The 18,903-nt window shown below is 33.3% G+C and carries 16 protein-coding genes; 9 read left to right on the top strand and 7 right to left on the bottom strand.

Annotated features, from left to right (window positions below):
* Positions 1-54 precede the first annotated feature (54 nt).
* Entirely contained in the window at positions 55-588 is a 534-nt protein-coding gene (locus tag BXU10_RS02080; protein WP_078225904.1) for an AAA family ATPase, read from the bottom strand.
* Between the two features lie 398 nt (positions 589-986).
* Here BXU10_RS02080 and BXU10_RS02085 point away from each other — a divergent pair, with 398 nt between their 5' ends.
* From BXU10_RS02085 to BXU10_RS02100, 4 genes are all read left to right on the top strand, one after another.
* On the top strand, positions 987-1,283 hold the full coding sequence (locus BXU10_RS02085) for a DUF493 family protein (protein ID WP_078225905.1): 297 nt from the start codon (positions 987-989) through the stop codon (positions 1,281-1,283).
* Positions 1,284-1,286: 3 nt separating this feature from the next.
* Positions 1,287-2,009 carry a DUF4290 domain-containing protein gene (locus BXU10_RS02090; RefSeq protein WP_078225906.1) on the top strand — a complete coding sequence of 241 codons (723 nt, stop codon included), beginning with the start codon at positions 1,287-1,289 and terminating at the stop codon, positions 2,007-2,009.
* Positions 2,010-2,097: 88 nt separating this feature from the next.
* The gene (gene murA / locus BXU10_RS02095) at positions 2,098-3,411 is read left to right on the top strand and encodes a UDP-N-acetylglucosamine 1-carboxyvinyltransferase (protein ID WP_078225907.1); all 1,314 of its coding nucleotides are present in this window, start codon (positions 2,098-2,100) and stop codon (positions 3,409-3,411) included.
* Positions 3,412-3,421: 10 nt separating this feature from the next.
* On the top strand, positions 3,422-4,297 hold the full coding sequence (locus tag BXU10_RS02100; protein WP_078225908.1) for a cation diffusion facilitator family transporter: 876 nt from the start codon (positions 3,422-3,424) through the stop codon (positions 4,295-4,297).
* Positions 4,298-4,611: 314 nt separating this feature from the next.
* Here the strand turns inward: BXU10_RS02100 and BXU10_RS02105 are convergent, their stop codons facing one another.
* From BXU10_RS02105 to BXU10_RS02115, 3 genes are all read right to left on the bottom strand, one after another.
* Entirely contained in the window at positions 4,612-7,098 is a 2,487-nt protein-coding gene (locus tag BXU10_RS02105) for a DUF5686 and carboxypeptidase regulatory-like domain-containing protein (RefSeq protein ID WP_078225909.1), read from the bottom strand.
* A 70-nt stretch (positions 7,099-7,168) separates the two neighbouring features.
* The gene (gene aroQ / locus BXU10_RS02110) at positions 7,169-7,582 is read right to left on the bottom strand and encodes a type II 3-dehydroquinate dehydratase (protein WP_078225910.1); all 414 of its coding nucleotides are present in this window, start codon (positions 7,580-7,582) and stop codon (positions 7,169-7,171) included.
* 136 nt (positions 7,583-7,718) lie between these two features.
* Positions 7,719-8,282, bottom strand: a complete 564-nt coding sequence (locus BXU10_RS02115) for a porin family protein (protein ID WP_078225911.1) — start codon at positions 8,280-8,282, stop codon at positions 7,719-7,721.
* Between the two features lie 350 nt (positions 8,283-8,632).
* On the opposite strand from BXU10_RS02115, the gene BXU10_RS02120 reads away from it, so the two are divergent.
* From BXU10_RS02120 to BXU10_RS02130, 3 genes are all read left to right on the top strand, one after another.
* Entirely contained in the window at positions 8,633-9,151 is a 519-nt protein-coding gene (locus BXU10_RS02120) for a porin family protein (RefSeq protein WP_078225912.1), read from the top strand.
* Positions 9,152-9,232: 81 nt separating this feature from the next.
* Positions 9,233-10,129, top strand: coding sequence for a site-specific tyrosine recombinase XerD (gene xerD, locus BXU10_RS02125; RefSeq protein ID WP_078225913.1), 897 nt, complete (start codon positions 9,233-9,235; stop codon positions 10,127-10,129).
* Positions 10,130-10,257: 128 nt separating this feature from the next.
* A complete protein-coding gene (locus tag BXU10_RS02130; RefSeq protein WP_078225914.1) occupies positions 10,258-11,781 on the top strand; it encodes a PAS domain-containing protein in 1,524 nt (507 codons plus the stop codon).
* Positions 11,782-11,855: 74 nt separating this feature from the next.
* Here the strand turns inward: BXU10_RS02130 and rny are convergent, their stop codons facing one another.
* From rny to BXU10_RS02145, 3 genes are all read right to left on the bottom strand, one after another.
* A complete protein-coding gene (rny, locus tag BXU10_RS02135; protein WP_078225915.1) occupies positions 11,856-13,418 on the bottom strand; it encodes a ribonuclease Y in 1,563 nt (520 codons plus the stop codon).
* A 208-nt stretch (positions 13,419-13,626) separates the two neighbouring features.
* Positions 13,627-13,920, bottom strand: a complete 294-nt coding sequence (locus BXU10_RS02140) for a cell division protein ZapA (RefSeq protein ID WP_031456979.1) — start codon at positions 13,918-13,920, stop codon at positions 13,627-13,629.
* A gap of 5 nt (positions 13,921-13,925) precedes the next feature.
* Positions 13,926-14,216 carry a hypothetical protein gene (locus BXU10_RS02145; protein ID WP_031456978.1) on the bottom strand — a complete coding sequence of 97 codons (291 nt, stop codon included), beginning with the start codon at positions 14,214-14,216 and terminating at the stop codon, positions 13,926-13,928.
* 180 nt (positions 14,217-14,396) lie between these two features.
* Here BXU10_RS02145 and BXU10_RS02150 point away from each other — a divergent pair, with 180 nt between their 5' ends.
* Both BXU10_RS02150 and BXU10_RS02155 read left to right on the top strand, forming a co-directional pair.
* Positions 14,397-16,091 carry a M23 family metallopeptidase gene (locus BXU10_RS02150; protein ID WP_078227883.1) on the top strand — a complete coding sequence of 565 codons (1,695 nt, stop codon included), beginning with the start codon at positions 14,397-14,399 and terminating at the stop codon, positions 16,089-16,091.
* 11 nt (positions 16,092-16,102) lie between these two features.
* Entirely contained in the window at positions 16,103-18,565 is a 2,463-nt protein-coding gene (locus tag BXU10_RS02155) for a TonB-dependent receptor (RefSeq protein WP_078225916.1), read from the top strand.
* Positions 18,566-18,903: the final 338 nt, after the last annotated feature.

Raw genomic sequence — 18,903 nt, forward strand, 5'->3', positions numbered from 1 at the left:
TAAAGTTAAAAATTTAGAACTCAGATTCTAGTTTTGCAACTTTAAATCCGTAGGCTAAATTTTGTCTAATATATAAAGAATTCTGTTTTCAACCGTGTCTTTAGGAACCTCAATTAAATCGTATCCGTATTTTTTATAGGTTTCAATAAGATGTTTCTGAATTTCTAATGCCTGTTCAAAATTTTCATAACGCTCCGTGTCGCTCTGATATATTTCTTCCCAGGGAGGTAAAATAAAAGTTTTAGAATATTTATAATCCTCACAGGCTTTCGTGAAAAACTCCGGATACTCGTCGCCAATATAATCCATATAAGCCACAACATCAGGGATTCCCCGGTCAATGAAAACCACGTTATCAGGTTCCTGAAAAGCACTCTTGAATTGCTGAATACGGCCTTCAAGCAGCATTTCGCTAAACAGTAAAGGCTGTTCCAAAAACAATTGCTCGATGCCTCTTTTCTGGGCTTCGAGTGTAACTTCTCTTGAAATTTCAGGGTAGCAGCAATAGCCACGAGCGACTAATTCGTTTATAAGCGTAGATTTTCCTGTTCCAGGACCGCCAAGGAGAACAATAATTTCTTTTTGCACTTTCGTAAAAATAAAGAGCAAATTTACCTAAAGTTATTCGTATTTGAAAAGAATATTTATCAGCAGCGAATGATTTCGCAAATTCAGCCAGCAAAGTTCCTGCTTTCAGCTATATCTTTTTATGGCGAACCCCGCAATTAATAGTGTTTGTTTGAATTTCACCATTTACAGAATAATCTTTTTTGAGTCCGTAAAAAAAATGATTCCAAAGAAGATCTGATTTTTTGACTTTGACTAATTTTAAAATATCGGATTTATTCAATTGCATTTTTAGAATAAAAATAATTCATGCAAATTAGTGAAATTCATCATAAATAAAATACGAGGATTTAATATCTTTTTTCAATATAAAATATCTAAAATCAAAAACGTATATTTGCGTTTATTTTTAATTACGAATGGAGAACGATAAAGAAAAAAACACCGCCGAATTTTACGAAAGATTAAAGGTTGAGCTGGACAATTCAAACACCTGGCCAGCAGAATATTTGTATAAATTTATAGTGCCTTCAGTAGCCGATAATGTAGAGCGCGTTGAAAAAGCTTTTGACAGGATGGGTGCGGTTATCAAAACAACAAAATCTAAAACAGGTAAATTTACCAGTGTTTCTATAGATGTAACAATGGATAGTGCTGACGAAGTAATTGGCAAATACAAAGAAGTTTCTACAATAGAAGGTATAGTTTCATTATAAATTATGGTCGAAAAATATAAAAAAGAAGTCGCGAATGACGTTGTTTTCAACTTAGAATACAATTCTGAAAGACAGCGTTTACTTATTCCGGAATATGGTCGTCATTTGCAGAAACTGATCGATCAGGCTACTCATATTGAAGATGATGAAACTCGCAACAAAGCTGCGAAATATATCATTCAGGTTATGGGAAGTCTGAATCCTCATTTGCGCGATGTGCCGGATTTTCAGCATAAATTATGGGATCAGCTTTTTATCATGTCTGATTTTAAATTAAATGTAGAATCTCCATATCCAATTCCATCACGTGATGTGCTGCAGTTAAAACCGGATGTTTTACAGTATCCGCAAAATTTTCCAAAATACAGATTTTATGGTAACAATATCAAGTACATGATTGATGTTGCGAACAAATGGGAAGATGGCGAAATGAAAAATGCATTGGTTCTGGTAATTGCCAACCATATGAAAAAGTCGTATTTAAGCTGGAACAAAGACACAGTAAAAGACGATGTGATTTTCGAACATTTATTTGAATTGTCAGGAGGAAAAATCAATTTATTGCAGAGTACGGAAGAGCTTTTAAATACTACAGATTTATTGCGCACCAACAAACGTATGTCAAATAAAATTACGCCACCAGGACAACCAAAAATCCAAAGCAACAAAAACAATAAAGGACCAGGGAAACCGAAACCTTTTCAAAAAAATAACAATCAGAAATAAATAAAGTTGCTAAGTAACAGGGGGTTTTAATCTCTAAAGAAAACTTAGAATCTTAGGAACTCAGCAACTCAGAACCTAAAAAAAGAATATGGGAGTATTTAAAATCGAAGGAGGAATTCCTTTAAAAGGAGAAATCACTCCGCAAGGAGCAAAAAATGAGGCATTACAAATTTTATGTGCCGTACTTCTTACGGGAGATAAAGTAACAATTAATAATATTCCCGATATTATTGACATTAATAAATTAATCACTTTGTTGGGTAATTTAGGAGTTAAAATTCAGCGCAATGCACCGGGTTCAATTACGTTTCAGGCGGATGAGGTTAATGTTGGATACTTAGAAACCGAAGCTTTCAAAAAAGAAGGAGGAGCACTTCGTGGTTCTATTATGATTGTTGGGCCTCTTTTGGCTCGTTTCGGAAAAGGATATATTCCAAAACCGGGTGGAGATAAAATTGGCCGCCGCAGATTAGATACACACTTTGAAGGGTTTATTAACCTTGGAGCAAAATTCAGATATAACAGAGAGGATCATTTTTATGGAGTAGAGACTCCTGAAGAAGGCCTTCAGGGAACAGATATGCTTTTAGACGAGGCATCTGTAACCGGAACTGCAAACATTGTAATGGCTGCTGTTTTGGCAAAAGGAAGAACTACAGTTTACAATGCTGCTTGTGAACCTTACTTACAGCAATTGTGTAAAATGCTGAACTCAATGGGAGCTAAAATCACTGGGGTTGGCTCTAATTTATTGACAATCGAAGGTGTTGAAAGTCTCAGAGGATGTGAGCACAGAATTTTGCCGGATATGATCGAAATCGGTTCCTGGATTGGTCTTGCGGCTATGACAAAAAGCGAAATAACAATCAAAAATGTAAGCTGGGATAATTTAGGTTTAATACCGAATACATTTAGAAAACTGGGTATTACAATAGAAAAACGCAACGACGATATTTATATTCCTGCCCACAAAGACGGATATGAAGTAAAAACAGATATTGATGGTTCAATCTTAACTATTGCTGATGCACCCTGGCCAGGATTTACACCTGACTTATTGAGTATTGTTTTGGTTGTAGCAACACAGGCAAAGGGCGATGTTTTGATTCACCAGAAAATGTTCGAAAGTCGTTTATTTTTTGTAGACAAATTAATCGATATGGGGGCAAAAATTATGTTATGTGATCCGCATAGAGCTGTGGTTATGGGGCATAATTTTGAATCTCAGTTAAAAGCAACTACAATGTCGTCTCCTGATATTCGTGCGGGGATTTCGTTATTAATTGCTGCATTATCTGCAAAAGGAACAAGTACAATTCAAAATATAGAACAAATCGACCGTGGATACGAACGTATCGATGAACGTTTGAGAGCAATTGGTGCTAAAATCGTAAGAGAATAAAAAATCTCCAATGACAAATGAACAAAAAGCTATAAAAGCTACTTATTTTAGTATAGCTGGAAACACCTGCTTAGCCGTTATAAAAGGCTTAGCGGGTTTTTTTGGCAATTCTTATGCCCTGATTGCAGATGCGATCGAATCAACTACTGATATATTTTCGTCCTTTTTGGTCTTGTTCGGAATCAAATATTCGAACAAACCGGCTGATGAAAATCATCCTTACGGTCACGGTCGTGCAGAACCTTTAATTACTTTTTTGGTAGTTGGGTTTTTAATTACTTCGGCAACGATCATCGGGTATGAAAGTATATCCAATATTCAGAATCCGCATAATCTTCCAAAATCCTGGACTTTGTATGTTTTAGGTGCAATTATTGTCTGGAAAGAATATTCTTTTAGATTAGTAATAAAACGCAGTAAACAAACCAATAGTTCTTCTTTAGCTGCAGATGCCTGGCATCATCGCAGTGACGCCATTACTTCAGTAGCAGCTTTTGTTGGAATTTCCATTGCACTGTTTATGGGAAAAGGATATGAATCTGCAGATGATTGGGCAGCACTTTTCGCTTCTTTTTTTATCTTATACAACAGTTATAAAATTTTCAGGCCTGCCCTTGGTGAAATCATGGATGAAAATCTTAATGATGATCTTGTAGAAGAAATTCGCATAAAAGCATTAACAGTTCAGGGTATTTTAGGAACCGAGAAATGTTTTATCCGCAAAGCCGGAATGCGTTACCACGTAGATCTTCATGCTATTGTATCAGCTAAAATTTCTGTAAAAGAGGGACATGATTTGGCACATAAATTAAAAGATACCTTAAGAGGAGAGATTCCGGAACTTGGTCATGTTTTGATTCATGTAGAGCCAGATGATTATAATTAGAGAGGTTTCGTAAGGCTAAGCTTTAAGTTGTAAAATCTCTTATAAATTCTTGTTGCTGTAAATAAAGTAAAATTCCTTGCCGAGCGGAATTAAAGGTTACGTGGTCAAATTCTAAAATAATTTAATCTGTTTAAATTGTCAGGGGAAATTTATCTGGCAAATTAAGCGATTTTTTCTGTTAATATCGTAAATATGAATTTAGGCTTGATGCGTTAGGGATGGGAGCGGCATCCTTTTTATTTTTTCTTTAAAAATAAAAAGATACAGCGGACAGCCCGGCCGGAGGTAACGCCAATAAAGAATCTGCTAAAAAATTAATCTAAAACATTCAGAATCTTCAAACCAAAAATAACTCCGTTCTGCTGGATTCCGCTTTGGTACGAATGAACATAATCAACCCGGAACAATTTAAATTTACCAAAACCTAAATTATCTAAACCAACTGTGAACTCAGAATAAGGATTTCTGTCCGGAAGTGCCAATGAATGAAAGCCAATATTCATAGTTGATTTTAAAAGATTGATCAGTGGGATTTTATTAGTCAAAAATCCCATGTCATTGTGCTCGAAATGCATTTCAAGATAGCGGTCATTTGTACTGTTTGAGTAGTAGGGCATTAAGTTGAAAACATTAAGGTAACGATCTGTTGTGCCAATATGAGTCTGGTTTCCGTTAAAATGCCTGTAATCGATAAAAGAAATATTTTTAGCATTAAAGAATTTTCCGGCTCTGAAATTCATCCCCAGAATCCCTTTGTTTCCCAGTGATAAATCATACTGAATGGAAGCACCGATTCTTTCGAATTCATATTTTTTTTCGCTTGCTGCAAAGGCTTTCTCCAGTGCAAGAAAAATGGTTGGATATTTATCGTTTTTAAAGTTATATCTTCCGTCTGGTCTTGAGATATATTTATTTCCAAAGTTAATCCTGGCTGTAAGGTTAGTTTTGAATAAATGGTGCTGATCAAAAGAAGATGTGAAATTTTCCGACGCGAGAGGGTTGTTTGATGAATAAACATCATTTTTACTGAAAAAAGAATAATCTGTTGTGTTAAAAAGTGATTTTCTTTGTTCATAGGCTATTTTACCATTGAGATTGATTCCGTTTGCAATATCCTGAGTATAGTTAAGCTGAGCAAATTCCAAATTATACAATTTCATATAATTGTCTTTAAAAAATAAAGAGCTTACAGAATTGACAATTTTCTTTATGGGGTCAGTGCCATTAAATTGTGCCGTTTTTGTTCCTCCCGAAGCCGAAATTGCAGCATAATTTACCGTGTTAAACCGATGTGTGAATTCGCCAATAATGCGAAGACGTTCATCAGAAAATCCATAATTGAAAATTGTATTTATTGAAGTGCTTTTGCCGTTTTCTTCATTCCATTTTTTAAATGAAAAACCAGAATCTAAATTAAAGCCCTGTACTGTATTGAAACTTAAAGAAGTCAGGTTTAGTAAACCTTCATATTTAAAAGAATACTTTTTGAACGTGTTTTTGTAATCATAGCCCTTCAGGATATCCCAAACTTTAAATTTGTTGTTTTTGGCATCAACTGAATCTGTATATTTTTGGGATTTTCTAATGGTCTGAAGGCTGTCTTTTTTGATATAATCAGTACTTTCTTCAAGTGTTAAAGGAATCGGACGAATTTCATTCCAGAACGAATTGTCTTTTTTATTAGAATTCAGGTCAAAAGCAACTATTTCGTTTCCAAATGTCTTCTTGGTAAAAGAAGACGGAAATTCATAATTAGAGTAAACATAATTAAACTGACCTGAAAATTTTATTCCAAAAGCACCTGCATTAAAAGAAAGTGTCTGTGCGTTTTTTGACCATATTTTATTTTGTGAATTATAACTGAAAGCCTGTTTTAAATTCATTACTTCAGTAAATTCATTTTTCGCCCGGTAGCCTTTTATATCAAAATCAACTGCATAAATTGCAAAACTATCATCGACAATGTAAATGTAACCTTCAAAAACAGGTTCTTTATCCCGCTTTGGAATTACTTTTATTTTATAAATCTGCTGTTTGTTATCGTCATAAAAGCTTCCCTCCAGTTTATAGGTATAATAGCTCAAAGCATTTCCGGCAATAGGAGAGATAAGGTTAACATCAAATTCTAATGTGTTGTCATAAAAATCGTAGGTCGATAATGCAGCAGTATTATAACTGAAGCCGTTGTTGTTTCCGGAGATTTTTGAAGCAACAATTGTTTCTTTTAATTTGTCAGGCTTTTGAAAAGTAATTTTAGAAATGGTTTCTGATAAATATAGAATTCCGGTACCGGTTGAATCCAGATTAGAAGACAAATCAGCGCCAAGGTCTATTTTTTGACCTAGTATTTTTTTAGGCAAATCTTTAACTTTTAAAATTCCTTTTGAATAAAAGTCAGCAGTAAAACGGGCTGTTTTTTCAGAATTTTCTTTTCTGTTTGCAATGGCGTGTTTAATAATAGTAGTTGCAGGATTGTTTTTTGGATCGATTATAACTTCATTTAACGCAAAACTTTCTTCCGACATTTTAACATCAAGTACGGCAGCTTTTGAATCTGAAGAAATAGCTATTTTTTGAGTTTTATAACCCATGTACTGAAAAACGATTTTGTTTTTGCCCGGTTCTTTTACATTCAACTGATACTGTCCAAGTTCATTGGAGGTTGTACCGGAATATGTATTTTCTTCAAAAACAGATACAAAAGCCAGAGGACTTCCTTTTTCATCTGTTATAGTTCCTTTGATTTGGGCAAAAGTTGAAATTGAAAAAAATAAAAAGGCGAGTAAAATATAGTTTTTCATGTAAGTGGGTTCTCTTACAAAATTAAAACAAGTTGAATCTGTACTTATTAATAATTTGTTAAATAATGTGTTATAAAAATGACTGGATAGCCAATTCGTAGCTTTTTAATCCAAATCCTAAAATAACACCTTTTGCATTTCCCGATAAATACGACTGGTGTCTGAAGCTTTCACGTGCATAGGTATTTGAAATATGAACTTCAATAACAGGAGTTGTTACTGCTTTTATAGCATCGCCCAGACCAATTGAAGTGTGAGTGTAAGCGCCTGCATTTAAAATAATTCCGTCGTATGTAAACCCATATTCCTGAATTTTGTCAATTAATTCACCTTCAATATTACTTTGGTAATAGTAAAGTTCAATATTTGAAAATTTTTGTTGAAGGGTTTCAAAATAATCTTCAAAAGTCTGACTTCCGTAAACTTCAGGTTCTCTTTTTCCTAATAGATTCAAATTGGGACCGTTGATTATAGCGATTTTCATAATGGAATTTTTATTTTGATTAAAGTATATAGGATTTCATTTTTGCATTTGACAGAAATCATTTTACGAACAGTGTAAAAATAAAAAAACCGTCCTAATTATTAGAACGGTTTTTATAAAAGTATGTGATATTCTTTTAGAACATAAATCCTGCAGACAATTGTATGGTTGAATTTTTAACATCAGCATTTTTTGACGCTTCTGTTAGCCCTAAGCCGTAACGCCCCTGAACAAAAAGATTTTTTGTGATTTTAAAACCTAACCCCGCATTAACACCAAATTCAAAGGTCTCTGCATCTCCCAACTCTACATTGTCTTTTTCACTTAATAAAAAGGAAGCTTGTGGCCCCACTTCAAGGCTGAAGGAATCGGTTAAATAAAACTTAGCCATTACAGGAATGGACAAATAACCTAATTCGTTTTTAATATCCTCACTCACACCGTCAAATTTATACGATGCTCCAGTTGTAGAATACAAAAGTTCAGGTTGTAGAGCGAGTTTATCCAGTAATTTAATTTCTGCAACAAGTCCTGCATGGTAGCTTGTGATGCCTTCTTTGTTAACTCCAGGTGCATCCGTGTCATCTCCGGTTTGATTTGCAAAGTTAACCCCTGCTTTAACCCCTATTTTTAATAATTGTGCCTGAATGGATGCTGAGGTGGCGATGAACAAAACCACCGCTAAAAAAACTTTTTTCATAATGTTAAAATTTAAGATTTGATTGTACAAAGTAATGCAAATAAAAACTCAAAAGGATTATAATTATTGTTTGTTTGCGTTTCAAAATTTCCATTTTTCACTCACTCAATTGATAAAAAAATTATTCATCCATCTTAAAAAGAAAGAATTTTACTAATAATAAAAATAATTTTTGTCTAACTGTTTTTAGTGATATTTAAAAATGTAATCGTTTGATTTTAAGTTTTTTGTTTGTTTTAATAGGATTTTTTGAACTAAATTAATGAATTATTTAATGTTAATATTTGGTTTGTTGGTCTTTATTAACATAGCTTTGCACCCACTAAATAATCATTAATTTATAAAAAAAAATGAAAAAAATTATTTTATCTGCCATCGCAGTTATGGCTTTTGGATTTGCTAATGCTCAAGGAACTAAATTTGGTGTTAAGGCTGGGGTTAACTTAACAAACTTTACAGGTGATGCTGATACTGATGCAAAAACTAGTTTTTATGTTGGTGGTTTAGCAGACTTTTCAATCTCTGAGAAATTCCACATTCAGCCTGAACTTTTGTATTCTGTTGAAGGAGCTGATGATGATTTGTCAATTAGTTATTTAAGAGTTCCTGTTATGGCTAAATATTATGTGGTTCAAGGATTATCATTACAAGCAGGGCCTCAATTAGCCGTTAAAGTTGGAGCAGATGATGAGGTTGACGAAGTTACTAAGTCTATTGATTTTGCTTTAGGATTTGGTGCTGGTTATGAATTAACTAATGGTCTTTTCTTTGATGCGAGATATAACTTAGGTTTAGCTAACATTTCTGATGCTGACGGATTTGATCTTGGTAACACAGGATTGCAAGTTGGTTTAGGATACAGATTCTAATATCTTCTTTTGATATATTTATGAAAACCTTCCCTAACCGGAAGGTTTTTTTATGCTCAAAAATGTGTTTACTTTGTAAATATGAAATGGAATACCTATATTAAAGATTATAAGTCGTATTTGCGAATAGAAAGAGGTTTGTCAAAAAATACAATCGAAAATTATGGTTTCGATATTGAACGGTTATGTCTTTTTTTAGAATCCAATCAAATAGAAGTGTCTCCAATAAAAATCTCAGATGAAACGGTTCAACAATTTATTTATTCAGTTTCAAGAGAGGTTAATCCGAGATCTCAGGCCCGAATTATTTCAGGCTTAAAAAGTTTTTTTAATTACCTGGTTTTTGAAGATTACAGAACAGATAATCCGCTGGAATTAATAGAAGCTCCCAAAACAGGGCGTAAATTACCGGATACGTTGTCCGTTCAGGAAATAGATAATCTGATTGCGGCTATAGATTTAAGTTCAAACGAAGGGGAAAGAAACAGAGCCATGTTGGAAACGTTGTATGGTTGTGGACTTCGTGTTTCGGAATTGGTGACCTTAAAAATTTCAGACCTCTTTTTTGAAGAAGGATTTATAAAAATTACCGGAAAAGGAAATAAGGAACGTTTTGTTCCTATTGGTAATTTAACCCAAAAATATATTAACATTTATCAAAAAGAAGTTCGGGTAAATTTGAAAATAAAAAAAGGAAATGAAGATACTTTGTTTTTGAATCGTAGAGGAAATCAGCTTACACGTGCGATGATTTTTACCATCATTAAAGACTTAGCTGTAAAAATCGGCCTAAACAAAAATATCAGTCCGCATACTTTTAGACATTCTTTTGCGACACATTTATTAGAAAATGGTGCCGATTTAAGATCTATTCAGCTCATGCTCGGACATGAATCAATAACAACAACTGAGATTTATGTTCATTTAGACAGAAGTTTCTTAAAAGATGTAATGCATGCTTTTCATCCCCGAAGATAATTTTTTAAAGAAAAATTAGTTATTATTAGTGACTTATTTAAAAAGGAATATTTTGAAATATTAAGGTTTCTTTTTTGCGGAAAGTTGTAGCCTCAAATTTAAATTAATTTAAACTTACACAAGTAACTATGGTTTTTGATTTAGATGAAAATACATATTGTAATAATGTTAATGATTTTTATAAAAAATTGTTTGCTGAAATTCCTGATTTGATTTTTCAGTTTATTATCGATGTTGATAATAATTATTCATTTCCATTATTTAGTAAATCAATTGAAGAAATATTTGAGTTAAGTACGAGTGATTTTTTAAATAATATCAAATCTGCTATTTCTGAAAGAATCCATCCCTCAGATCGTGATTTGTTTTTTCAGTCATTTTTAAAAGCTAGAAAACAAGTTTCCAGATGGGAAGTTGAATTTCGTGGAATATTGCCTGAAAAAGGCTTAAGATGGTTTAAGATCTCATCTAAATCCGAATTGTCTTCAGATGGCAAGGTGAGTTTTTTTGGGCATCTTTCGGATATTACAGAGTTAAAAGATAAAGAATTGAAACTGCGTATTTCTGAAGAACGGTTTCAATTTGCTTTAGAAGCTTCTACAACCGGTGTTTGGGATTGGAATATGCTTACTAATAAAGTATTTTATTCCTCTTTGTCTTTGAAGATTTTAGAGCTTGAATCGGCAGATGTACTTGATGATCCTGAACGTTGGGATCAGATTGTGCATCCTGATGATTTGCCGAAATATTATTCGGATATTCAGGATCACTTTGAGAATAAGATTCCTTATTACGAAAATTATCATCGTGTAATGACCTCAAGCGGAAATTATAAATGGATATTAGACAGAGGAAAAGTGATTGAACGAGATGACCAAGGAAAACCTTTGCGTGTTATAGGAACCCACACTGATATTTCTGGGCAAAAAGAAAAAGAGTTGGAGCTTATAAAAACGATGAAATTATATAGTGATCAAAATAGTCGATTGCTAAATTTTTCACACATTGTTTCACATAATTTAAGTACACAGGCTGGTAATATTAAATCTATATTGGATTTTATTGATATTGATGAGAAAAAAGAAACGATAAAAGAGATGTTAATGCATCTTAGAACAGTTTCTAATGATTTGAATGATACTATTTTGAATTTGAATCAAATTGTTCAGATTCAGAGCAATATGAATATAATTATCAAACCATTAAATTTGGTAGAATACATCAATAAAACAATTTCAACTATTAAGAATTTTAATTCCGAAACAAATGCAAATATTATAAACAACGTACCCGAATACGTAACGATAACTTTTAATCCTGCCTATCTTGAAAGTGTGCTTTTAAATTTTGTAACCAATGCGATCAGATATGCTCATCCGGACAGGAGTCCAATAATTATTTTCGATTATACTATAGAAAAAGAGGGGTATAAAGTTCTAAAAATAAAAGATAATGGTCTGGGGATTGATTTAGATGCATATGGTGACTTGTTGTTTGGAATGTATAGAACTTTCCATAAACATAAAGATGCCAGGGGTATAGGCTTGCATATTACCAAAAATCAAATAGAAGCCATGAACGGAAAAGTCTTTGTTGAAAGTGAGGTTGGAGTAGGGACTGTGTTTAAAATTGTTTTTAATGATGAGTTGTGATTTAAGGCTAAATCAGAAATAAAAAAAACTTCTCAGCGATGAGAAGTTTTTTTTATTTTAAATATGTTTTGAATTTATTTAGCAATGTTTACTGCTCGGGTTTCACGAATAACAGTTACTTTTACCTGACCAGGATATGTCATTTCTGTTTGAATTTTCTGTGAAATTTCAAAAGATAAATTAGCTGCATTTTCATCAGATACTTTTTCGCTTTCTACAATTACACGAAGTTCTCTACCGGCTTGAATTGCATAAGCATTTTTAACACCGCTGAATCCGTAAGCTACTTCTTCAAGATCTTTCAGACGTTGAATGTATGAATCTAAAACCTGACGTCTTGCGCCTGGTCTCGCGCCGGAAATAGCATCACAAACCTGAATAATTGGAGAAAGTAATGATTTCATTTCGATTTCGTCGTGGTGAGCTCCAATAGCGTTGCAAACCTCTTCTTTTTCACCGTATTTCTCTGCCCATTGCATACCTAATAAGGCGTGCGGTAAATCGCTTTCAGTATCTGGAACTTTACCAATATCATGAAGTAAACCTGCTCTTTTAGCTAATTTAACATTCAGACCCAGTTCAGCTGCCATTATACCACAAAGTTTAGAGACTTCTCTGGAGTGTTGCAGTAAGTTTTGTCCATAAGAAGAGCGGTATTTCATTCTTCCGACAACTTTAATCAATTCAGGGTGTAAGCCGTGAATTCCTAAGTCGATAACAGTACGTTTACCAACTTCAATAATTTCGTCGTCGATTTGTTTTGCAGTTTTAGCAACAACTTCTTCGATTCTGGCTGGGTGAATACGTCCGTCAGTTACGAGTTTGTGTAATGATAAACGGGCAATTTCTCTACGTACCGGATCAAAACATGAAAGAATAATAGCTTCAGGTGTGTCATCAACAATGATTTCAACGCCGGTTGCGGCTTCAAGCGCTCTAATGTTACGCCCTTCACGACCGATAATTCTACCTTTTACATCATCGGATTCAATGTTGAAAACAGAAACACAGTTTTCAACAGCCTCTTCTGTTCCAACTCTTTGGATAGTATTGATGATGATTTTTTTAGCTTCTTGCTGAGCAGTAAGTTTCGCCTCTTCAATTGTATCCTGAATGTGAGACATTGCTTTGCTTTTAGCTTCAGCTTTTAGACCTTCTACTAATTGCTCTTTTGCTTCTTCGGCAGAAAGCCCCGAAATTACTTCCAATTGTTGTAGCTGACTTTTGTGTAGTTTGTCAACTTCAGTTTGTTTTTTGTCGAGAAGCTCAATTTTGTTATTATATTCTGCTGTTTTAGCTTCAAAATCATCATTTACTTTTTTAGCTTTTGATAATTCATTTGAAACCTGCGATTCTTTATCACGAACTCTTTTTTCAACTTCAGCTACTTTTTTGTCTCTGGTTAAAATTACCTGCTCGTGTTCTGCTTTTAATTCGATAAATTTTTCTTTTGCCTGAAGAATTTTATCTTTTTTAATATTTTCAGCTTCTAAATTAGCGTCTTTTAAAATAGATGCAGCTTCTTTTTTAGCGTTTTTGATTAAGTTAGAAATATTGCTTTTTTCGATAATTTTAGCTATCGCAAAACCAGCTGCAATGCCAACAATACCTGAAATAATGATCGTTATGATGTCCATGTTTGTTAAAATTTATATATAAAAAAGCCTACATTAATTGCTTGAATAAACTCGTAAAGACAAGTTTTGAGCTAACTCACTGTTCAAGTTTCCAAGCCGAAGCATGGCATACTATAGTAGCGACGATTTGCTCATTCTAAATTGTTAGTGTTGAGTTTACCAATTGTGAACTAATGTAGGCAGTATCTTAGTTTCGTGTAAAGAACGTTTAATTTTCGAGATATTGATCTAAAAGCGAATTTAATCTTTTAATTCTTTTGATAGTTTCCTCGCCATCAATAGTATTGTCAATTTGTTTTTGTTCTACTTGTGATGCAAATTGCAGGGCACACATAGCCAATACATCTTGTTTGTCGCGAACTGCGTAATTTTCTTCGAACTGCTTAATCATAGCATCAATTTTTTTAGAAGCACTTCTAAGTCCTTCTTCCTGAGCAGGCTCAACCGTTAACGGGTAAATTCTGTCTGCAACTGATATTTTAATTTTAAGCTTTCCGTCCATATTTACTAATCTGATAGTTGTGCAATACAGTAATCAATTTCGCGAATTAATGAATTTATTTTAAGCTTTGTCTCTCTCTTGTTGTTGTCGCTGCCGAGCAACGAATTGGCTATCTTAAGTGTTTCATATTGCTTATTCAAAGCTTCAATTTCTTCAGATTGTTTCTGGATAATTTGCACAGCTTTGTTTAGTTCTAATCGTAAATCCTGATTGTTCTTCTCTAAAGTTTTTGATTTTGCAAAAAGCTTTTCGACTTTATATTCAAGAGTATCAATTATTTCAGCAATTACACTCATTATAAATCCTTTTCATTACTTAATCCTACAAAGTTAATATTCCTTTTTATTAATGCAATTTTTTATCGATTTTTTTACATTAAAAATAGACAAATTAATGAAATTCAGTTAATTGTGTTTTTGCTGTTTAATCTTTCGGTTTTAGCTCCTTAATTTTTTATCTTAGCAAAAATGTTACCTATGAGATTTTATTTGTTTTTTTTATTTGTTTGTAATTTTATTTTTAGCCAGAACCAGTATCCAAAGGATTATTTTCGTACACCATTAGATATTCCGATGCAGCTTTCCGGGAATTTTGGTGAGTTGAGACCCAATCATTTTCATGCCGGATTCGATTTAAAAACCAATCAAAGGGAAGGACTGAATGTTTATGCTGTTGCTGATGGTTATGTTTCCAGAATAAAAATCTCAACTTTTGGAAACGGAAAATGTATTTATATCACACATCCAAACGGCTATACTACTGTTTACGGACATTTGCAAACAGCTGTTGGACCAATTCAGGAATATATTCATAAAACGCATTATAGCGAAAAATCTTTTGAAATTGAAATGTTTCCAAAGCCGGAAGACCTTCCTGTTACAAAGGGGCAGATAATTGCGCTCTCAGGAAACACAGGCTCTTCAGAAGGGCCGCATTTGCATTTTGAATTTCGTGACACGAAAACAGAATTTGTTATAAATCCTATTTTTTTTGGATTTGATCAATATTTAAAGGATACTAAAAAACCGACGATTTCCAGTTTATTTGTTTATCCGATGGATAATACAACGGTAAACCAGTCGAAACAGCCTCTGTTATTGAATCTTTCCCTCCAAAAAGACGGAACTTATCTGGCTGGTAAAGTGAAAGCTAACGGAAAGATAGGTTTCGGAATTAATGCTGTCGATTTTGATGATGTTTCCAACAATAGAAATGGTGTTTTTAATGTGAGTACTTTTTTAAATGGAAATCAAAATTATAATTACCAGTTCAATACCTATTCTTTTGATGAAATGCGTTTTATAAATGCGTTTATTGATTATCCAAGATATAAAAAAACGGGTCAGCGTGTGCAAAAGCTATTTATGAAAAGCCCTTATGCTCTAAGTATTATAAAAGGAGATTCGCTCAACGGAATAGTTCCTGTTGAACCTAATTTAGCTTCGACTTACAGAATTGAAGTTTCTGATTATTTTGGAAATTTGAATTCGATTACTGTTCCGGTTGAATATGATTCGGAAGCACCAATCATTAACGCAGAACCATTGACATCAAAGTATTTTGTTCGATACAATAAAGATTCGAATTTTGAGAAAGAGAATATGTCTGTTTTTTTTCCTGCAGGTACCTTTTATGAAGATTTTAATTTAAATTTTGATGTAAAAAACAATCGGATTTACATTCATGAAGATGTTGTTCCAGTGCATTCAAATTTTACGGTTACGATAAAAGACAGTACTTATTCTGAAACCTTGCGTGATAAACTTTTTATTGCAAGATTTAGTGGTAATAGTAAAAGTTATAATGCTACCACCAGAAAAAATGATGTCTTTACTATCAAATCAAAAACTTTAGGGCAATATGGTTTGGTTTTAGATACTATTGCTCCTGTTATAAAAATCACTAAAGTGATTCAGGATAAATGGATTACCGGTTTTAAAAATGTTCAGTTTACAATTGGTGATGCCTTATCCGGAATTAGGTTCTATAATGGTTATTTGAATGGGAACTGGGTTTTGTTTGAATATGATAATAAAACGAGAAAAATAACCCACACATTTGATGATGCTATAGTTGCTGAAGGTGCGAATGATTTAAAAATTGAAGTAGTTGATAATGTGGGGAATTCTGCTATCTTTGAAACTCATTTTTTTAGAAGTCAACAAAAATAAAATCTAAGCGTTTGAATAATTTTAAATTAATAATTGTTTTTCTTTTTTTTTGGATTGGTTATGGTTCATCTGCTCAAAGTGCTCGCGTTAAGGGAGTTATTTTAGATAGTGAAAATCGTCCGGTTGCAGATGTAAATGTTACGACAGGAGACAAATCGGCAAAATCTGATGCTAAAGGTTATTTTCAGATTTTTGTACCCTCAAACAAAAAGGTGGTTTTGGTTTTTACGCACATTTCCTTAAAAATGATGACATTAACAGTCAATCTGAAACCTTACGAAACTTTCGTTTTTAATCCTGTGATGAACAATTCAGAAGAACAGATGGGGGAAGTTTTTGTTACTTCAAAAAATAAAAAACGTGTCCAGGGTATTACAGTTATTGATCAGGCTACCATAAAAAAAGTACCCGGAGCGAATGCCGGAATAGAAAATATACTAAAAACATTGCCAGGAGTAAATTCAAACAACGAATTAAGTACTCAATATGCAGTTCGTGGAGGAAATTATGATGAAAATCTGGTTTATGTAAATGAAATTGAAGTGTATCGCCCATTTTTAATTCGTTCCGGACAACAGGAAGGATTAAGTTTTACCAATACCGATTTGGTACAGAACATAGATTTTTCTGCCGGAGGGTTTCAGGCAAAGTATGGAGATAAACTTTCTTCAGTATTAGATATCAGTTACAGAAAACCTACACAATTTGGAGCTTCTTTGGAGGCCAGTTTTCTTGGTGGAAGCATTTCTGTTGATGCTGTTTCTAGAAACAAAAAATGGTCTGCAGTAACCGGAGTCCGTTATCGTAATAATAGTCTGCTGGTAAACAGTCAGGATACACAGACAAATTATACGCCAACATTTGCAGATATTCAAACCAATATTAACTATGATGTTTCTCAAAAATGGCAATTGAGTTTTCTGGGAAATATTTCGCAAAATAAATATTTATACCAGCCTTTAACCCGCGAAACAAAATTTGGAACTATCGATCAGCCTATGGCACTTGCTGTTTTTTATGAGGGTCAGGAAAAAGATCAATATGATACTTATTTTGGAGCATTAAAAACAACTTATAAAGCTTCGCCAACTTTTACTTTAAAATTGATAGGATCCTTGTTTCATACAATAGAGAAGGAGCATTTTGATATTTTGGCACAATACCGATTGGGAAATGTTGATGATAATGGAAACATAAATCCTGATGATGTCGATTTTACCAGAGGAATTGGTACCCAGCTTAATCATGCCAGAAACGATTTGGATGCTTTGATAGCAAATGTTGAAATTAAAGGGTTTAAAGAATGGAATGACAGTCAGCTGGAATTTGGTTTAAAATATACAAGAGAATCGATACGGGACAGAATTGTAGAGTGGGAGATGATTGATTCTGCAGGATTTTCATTAAATCCACGTATTTTAAATCTGCCGAAAAATAATCAGCCATATGAACCTTATACCGGACCTCTTTTGCCGTATCAAAATATCCGTGCGACCAATTTCAATGATATAAACAGGTTTTCCGGTTATGCACAATGGAATAATAAAACAGAGTTGGGTTCTAATCAATTTTGGTATACTATTGGGGCACGTTTTCAAAGCTGGCAAGTTTCAGGAGCAACTGTTGATGGAAAAAATCAAACAGTCTTTAGTCCACGTGTACAATTTGCTTTAAAACCAGATTGGAATAGGGACATGATTTTTAGGATTTCAGGAGGACTATATTATCAGCCGCCATTTTATAGGGAACTTCGTGATGCTGAAGGAGAAGTTAATCCGGATGTGAAAGCACAACAATCGATACATTTTGTTTTAAGTAACGATTATAATTTTAAAATGTGGAACCGCCCTTTTAAATGGGTTACGGAATTGTATTATAAATCACTTTCAGATGTCAATGTGTATTCAATTGACAATGTACGAATTCGCTATGTTGCTGATAATAATGCCAAAGCTTATGCTCAGGGACTGGATTTTAGGTTAAATGGTGAATTTGTTCCGGGAACTGAATCATGGATAAGTTTCGGTTATCTTAAAACGGAAGAAAATTATGATAATAAAGGATTTATAGCCAGACCAACTGACCAAAGATTGAAATTTGCAATGTTATTTCAGGATTATATGCCCAATATTCCAAGTATAAAATTGTACCTGAATTTAGTTTATAATACCGGTTTACCAGGAGGTTCGCCTTCTTATTCTGATCCTTATCTGTACCAAAACAGATTGAATGATTACAGAAGGGCAGATGTTGGTTTTGCTAAGGTTTTTATTGATCAGAGTAGTGCACCAAAGTCTGGCTGGCTGAAAAACTTTAAGGAATTGTCTTTGGGAGTGGAAATATTTAATATTTTTAATAATCAAAATGCCATTACCAATACCTGGGTTAGAGATGCTTATTCAAAAAATCAGTATGCAATTCCAAATTATATGACTTCGAGAGTTTTTAATATAAAACTGAATGCCAGGTTATAATGAAAGAACGGATAAAAAGAAAACGAATTTTATATGTTCCAGGAATGATTTCCTTGGTTTTGATTCCTTTGTTTTGTTTTTACCATTTTTATAAAACGGATGCTTTTAAGGTTCAAAGTTGTATTGCCTTTTTTTACGTTAATGATTCAATTAATAAAGAACAACTAGGAAGGATTAAAAGGAATTACAAGACTTTTTATTTTGAAAAGAAAAAATTCCAAGAGTTTAAAGAATTGAAAAAATTAAGGTTCTTTCTTCGGAATTTAGTAAAAGAATACGATACCATTAATGGTGCAAAAATCCATTTCGGATCAAAAACTGATTAAGATCTTTTTATC

Source organism: Flavobacterium sp. LM4 (assembly GCF_002017935.1).
GTDB classification, from domain to species: Bacteria; Bacteroidota; Bacteroidia; order Flavobacteriales; family Flavobacteriaceae; genus Flavobacterium; species Flavobacterium chungangense.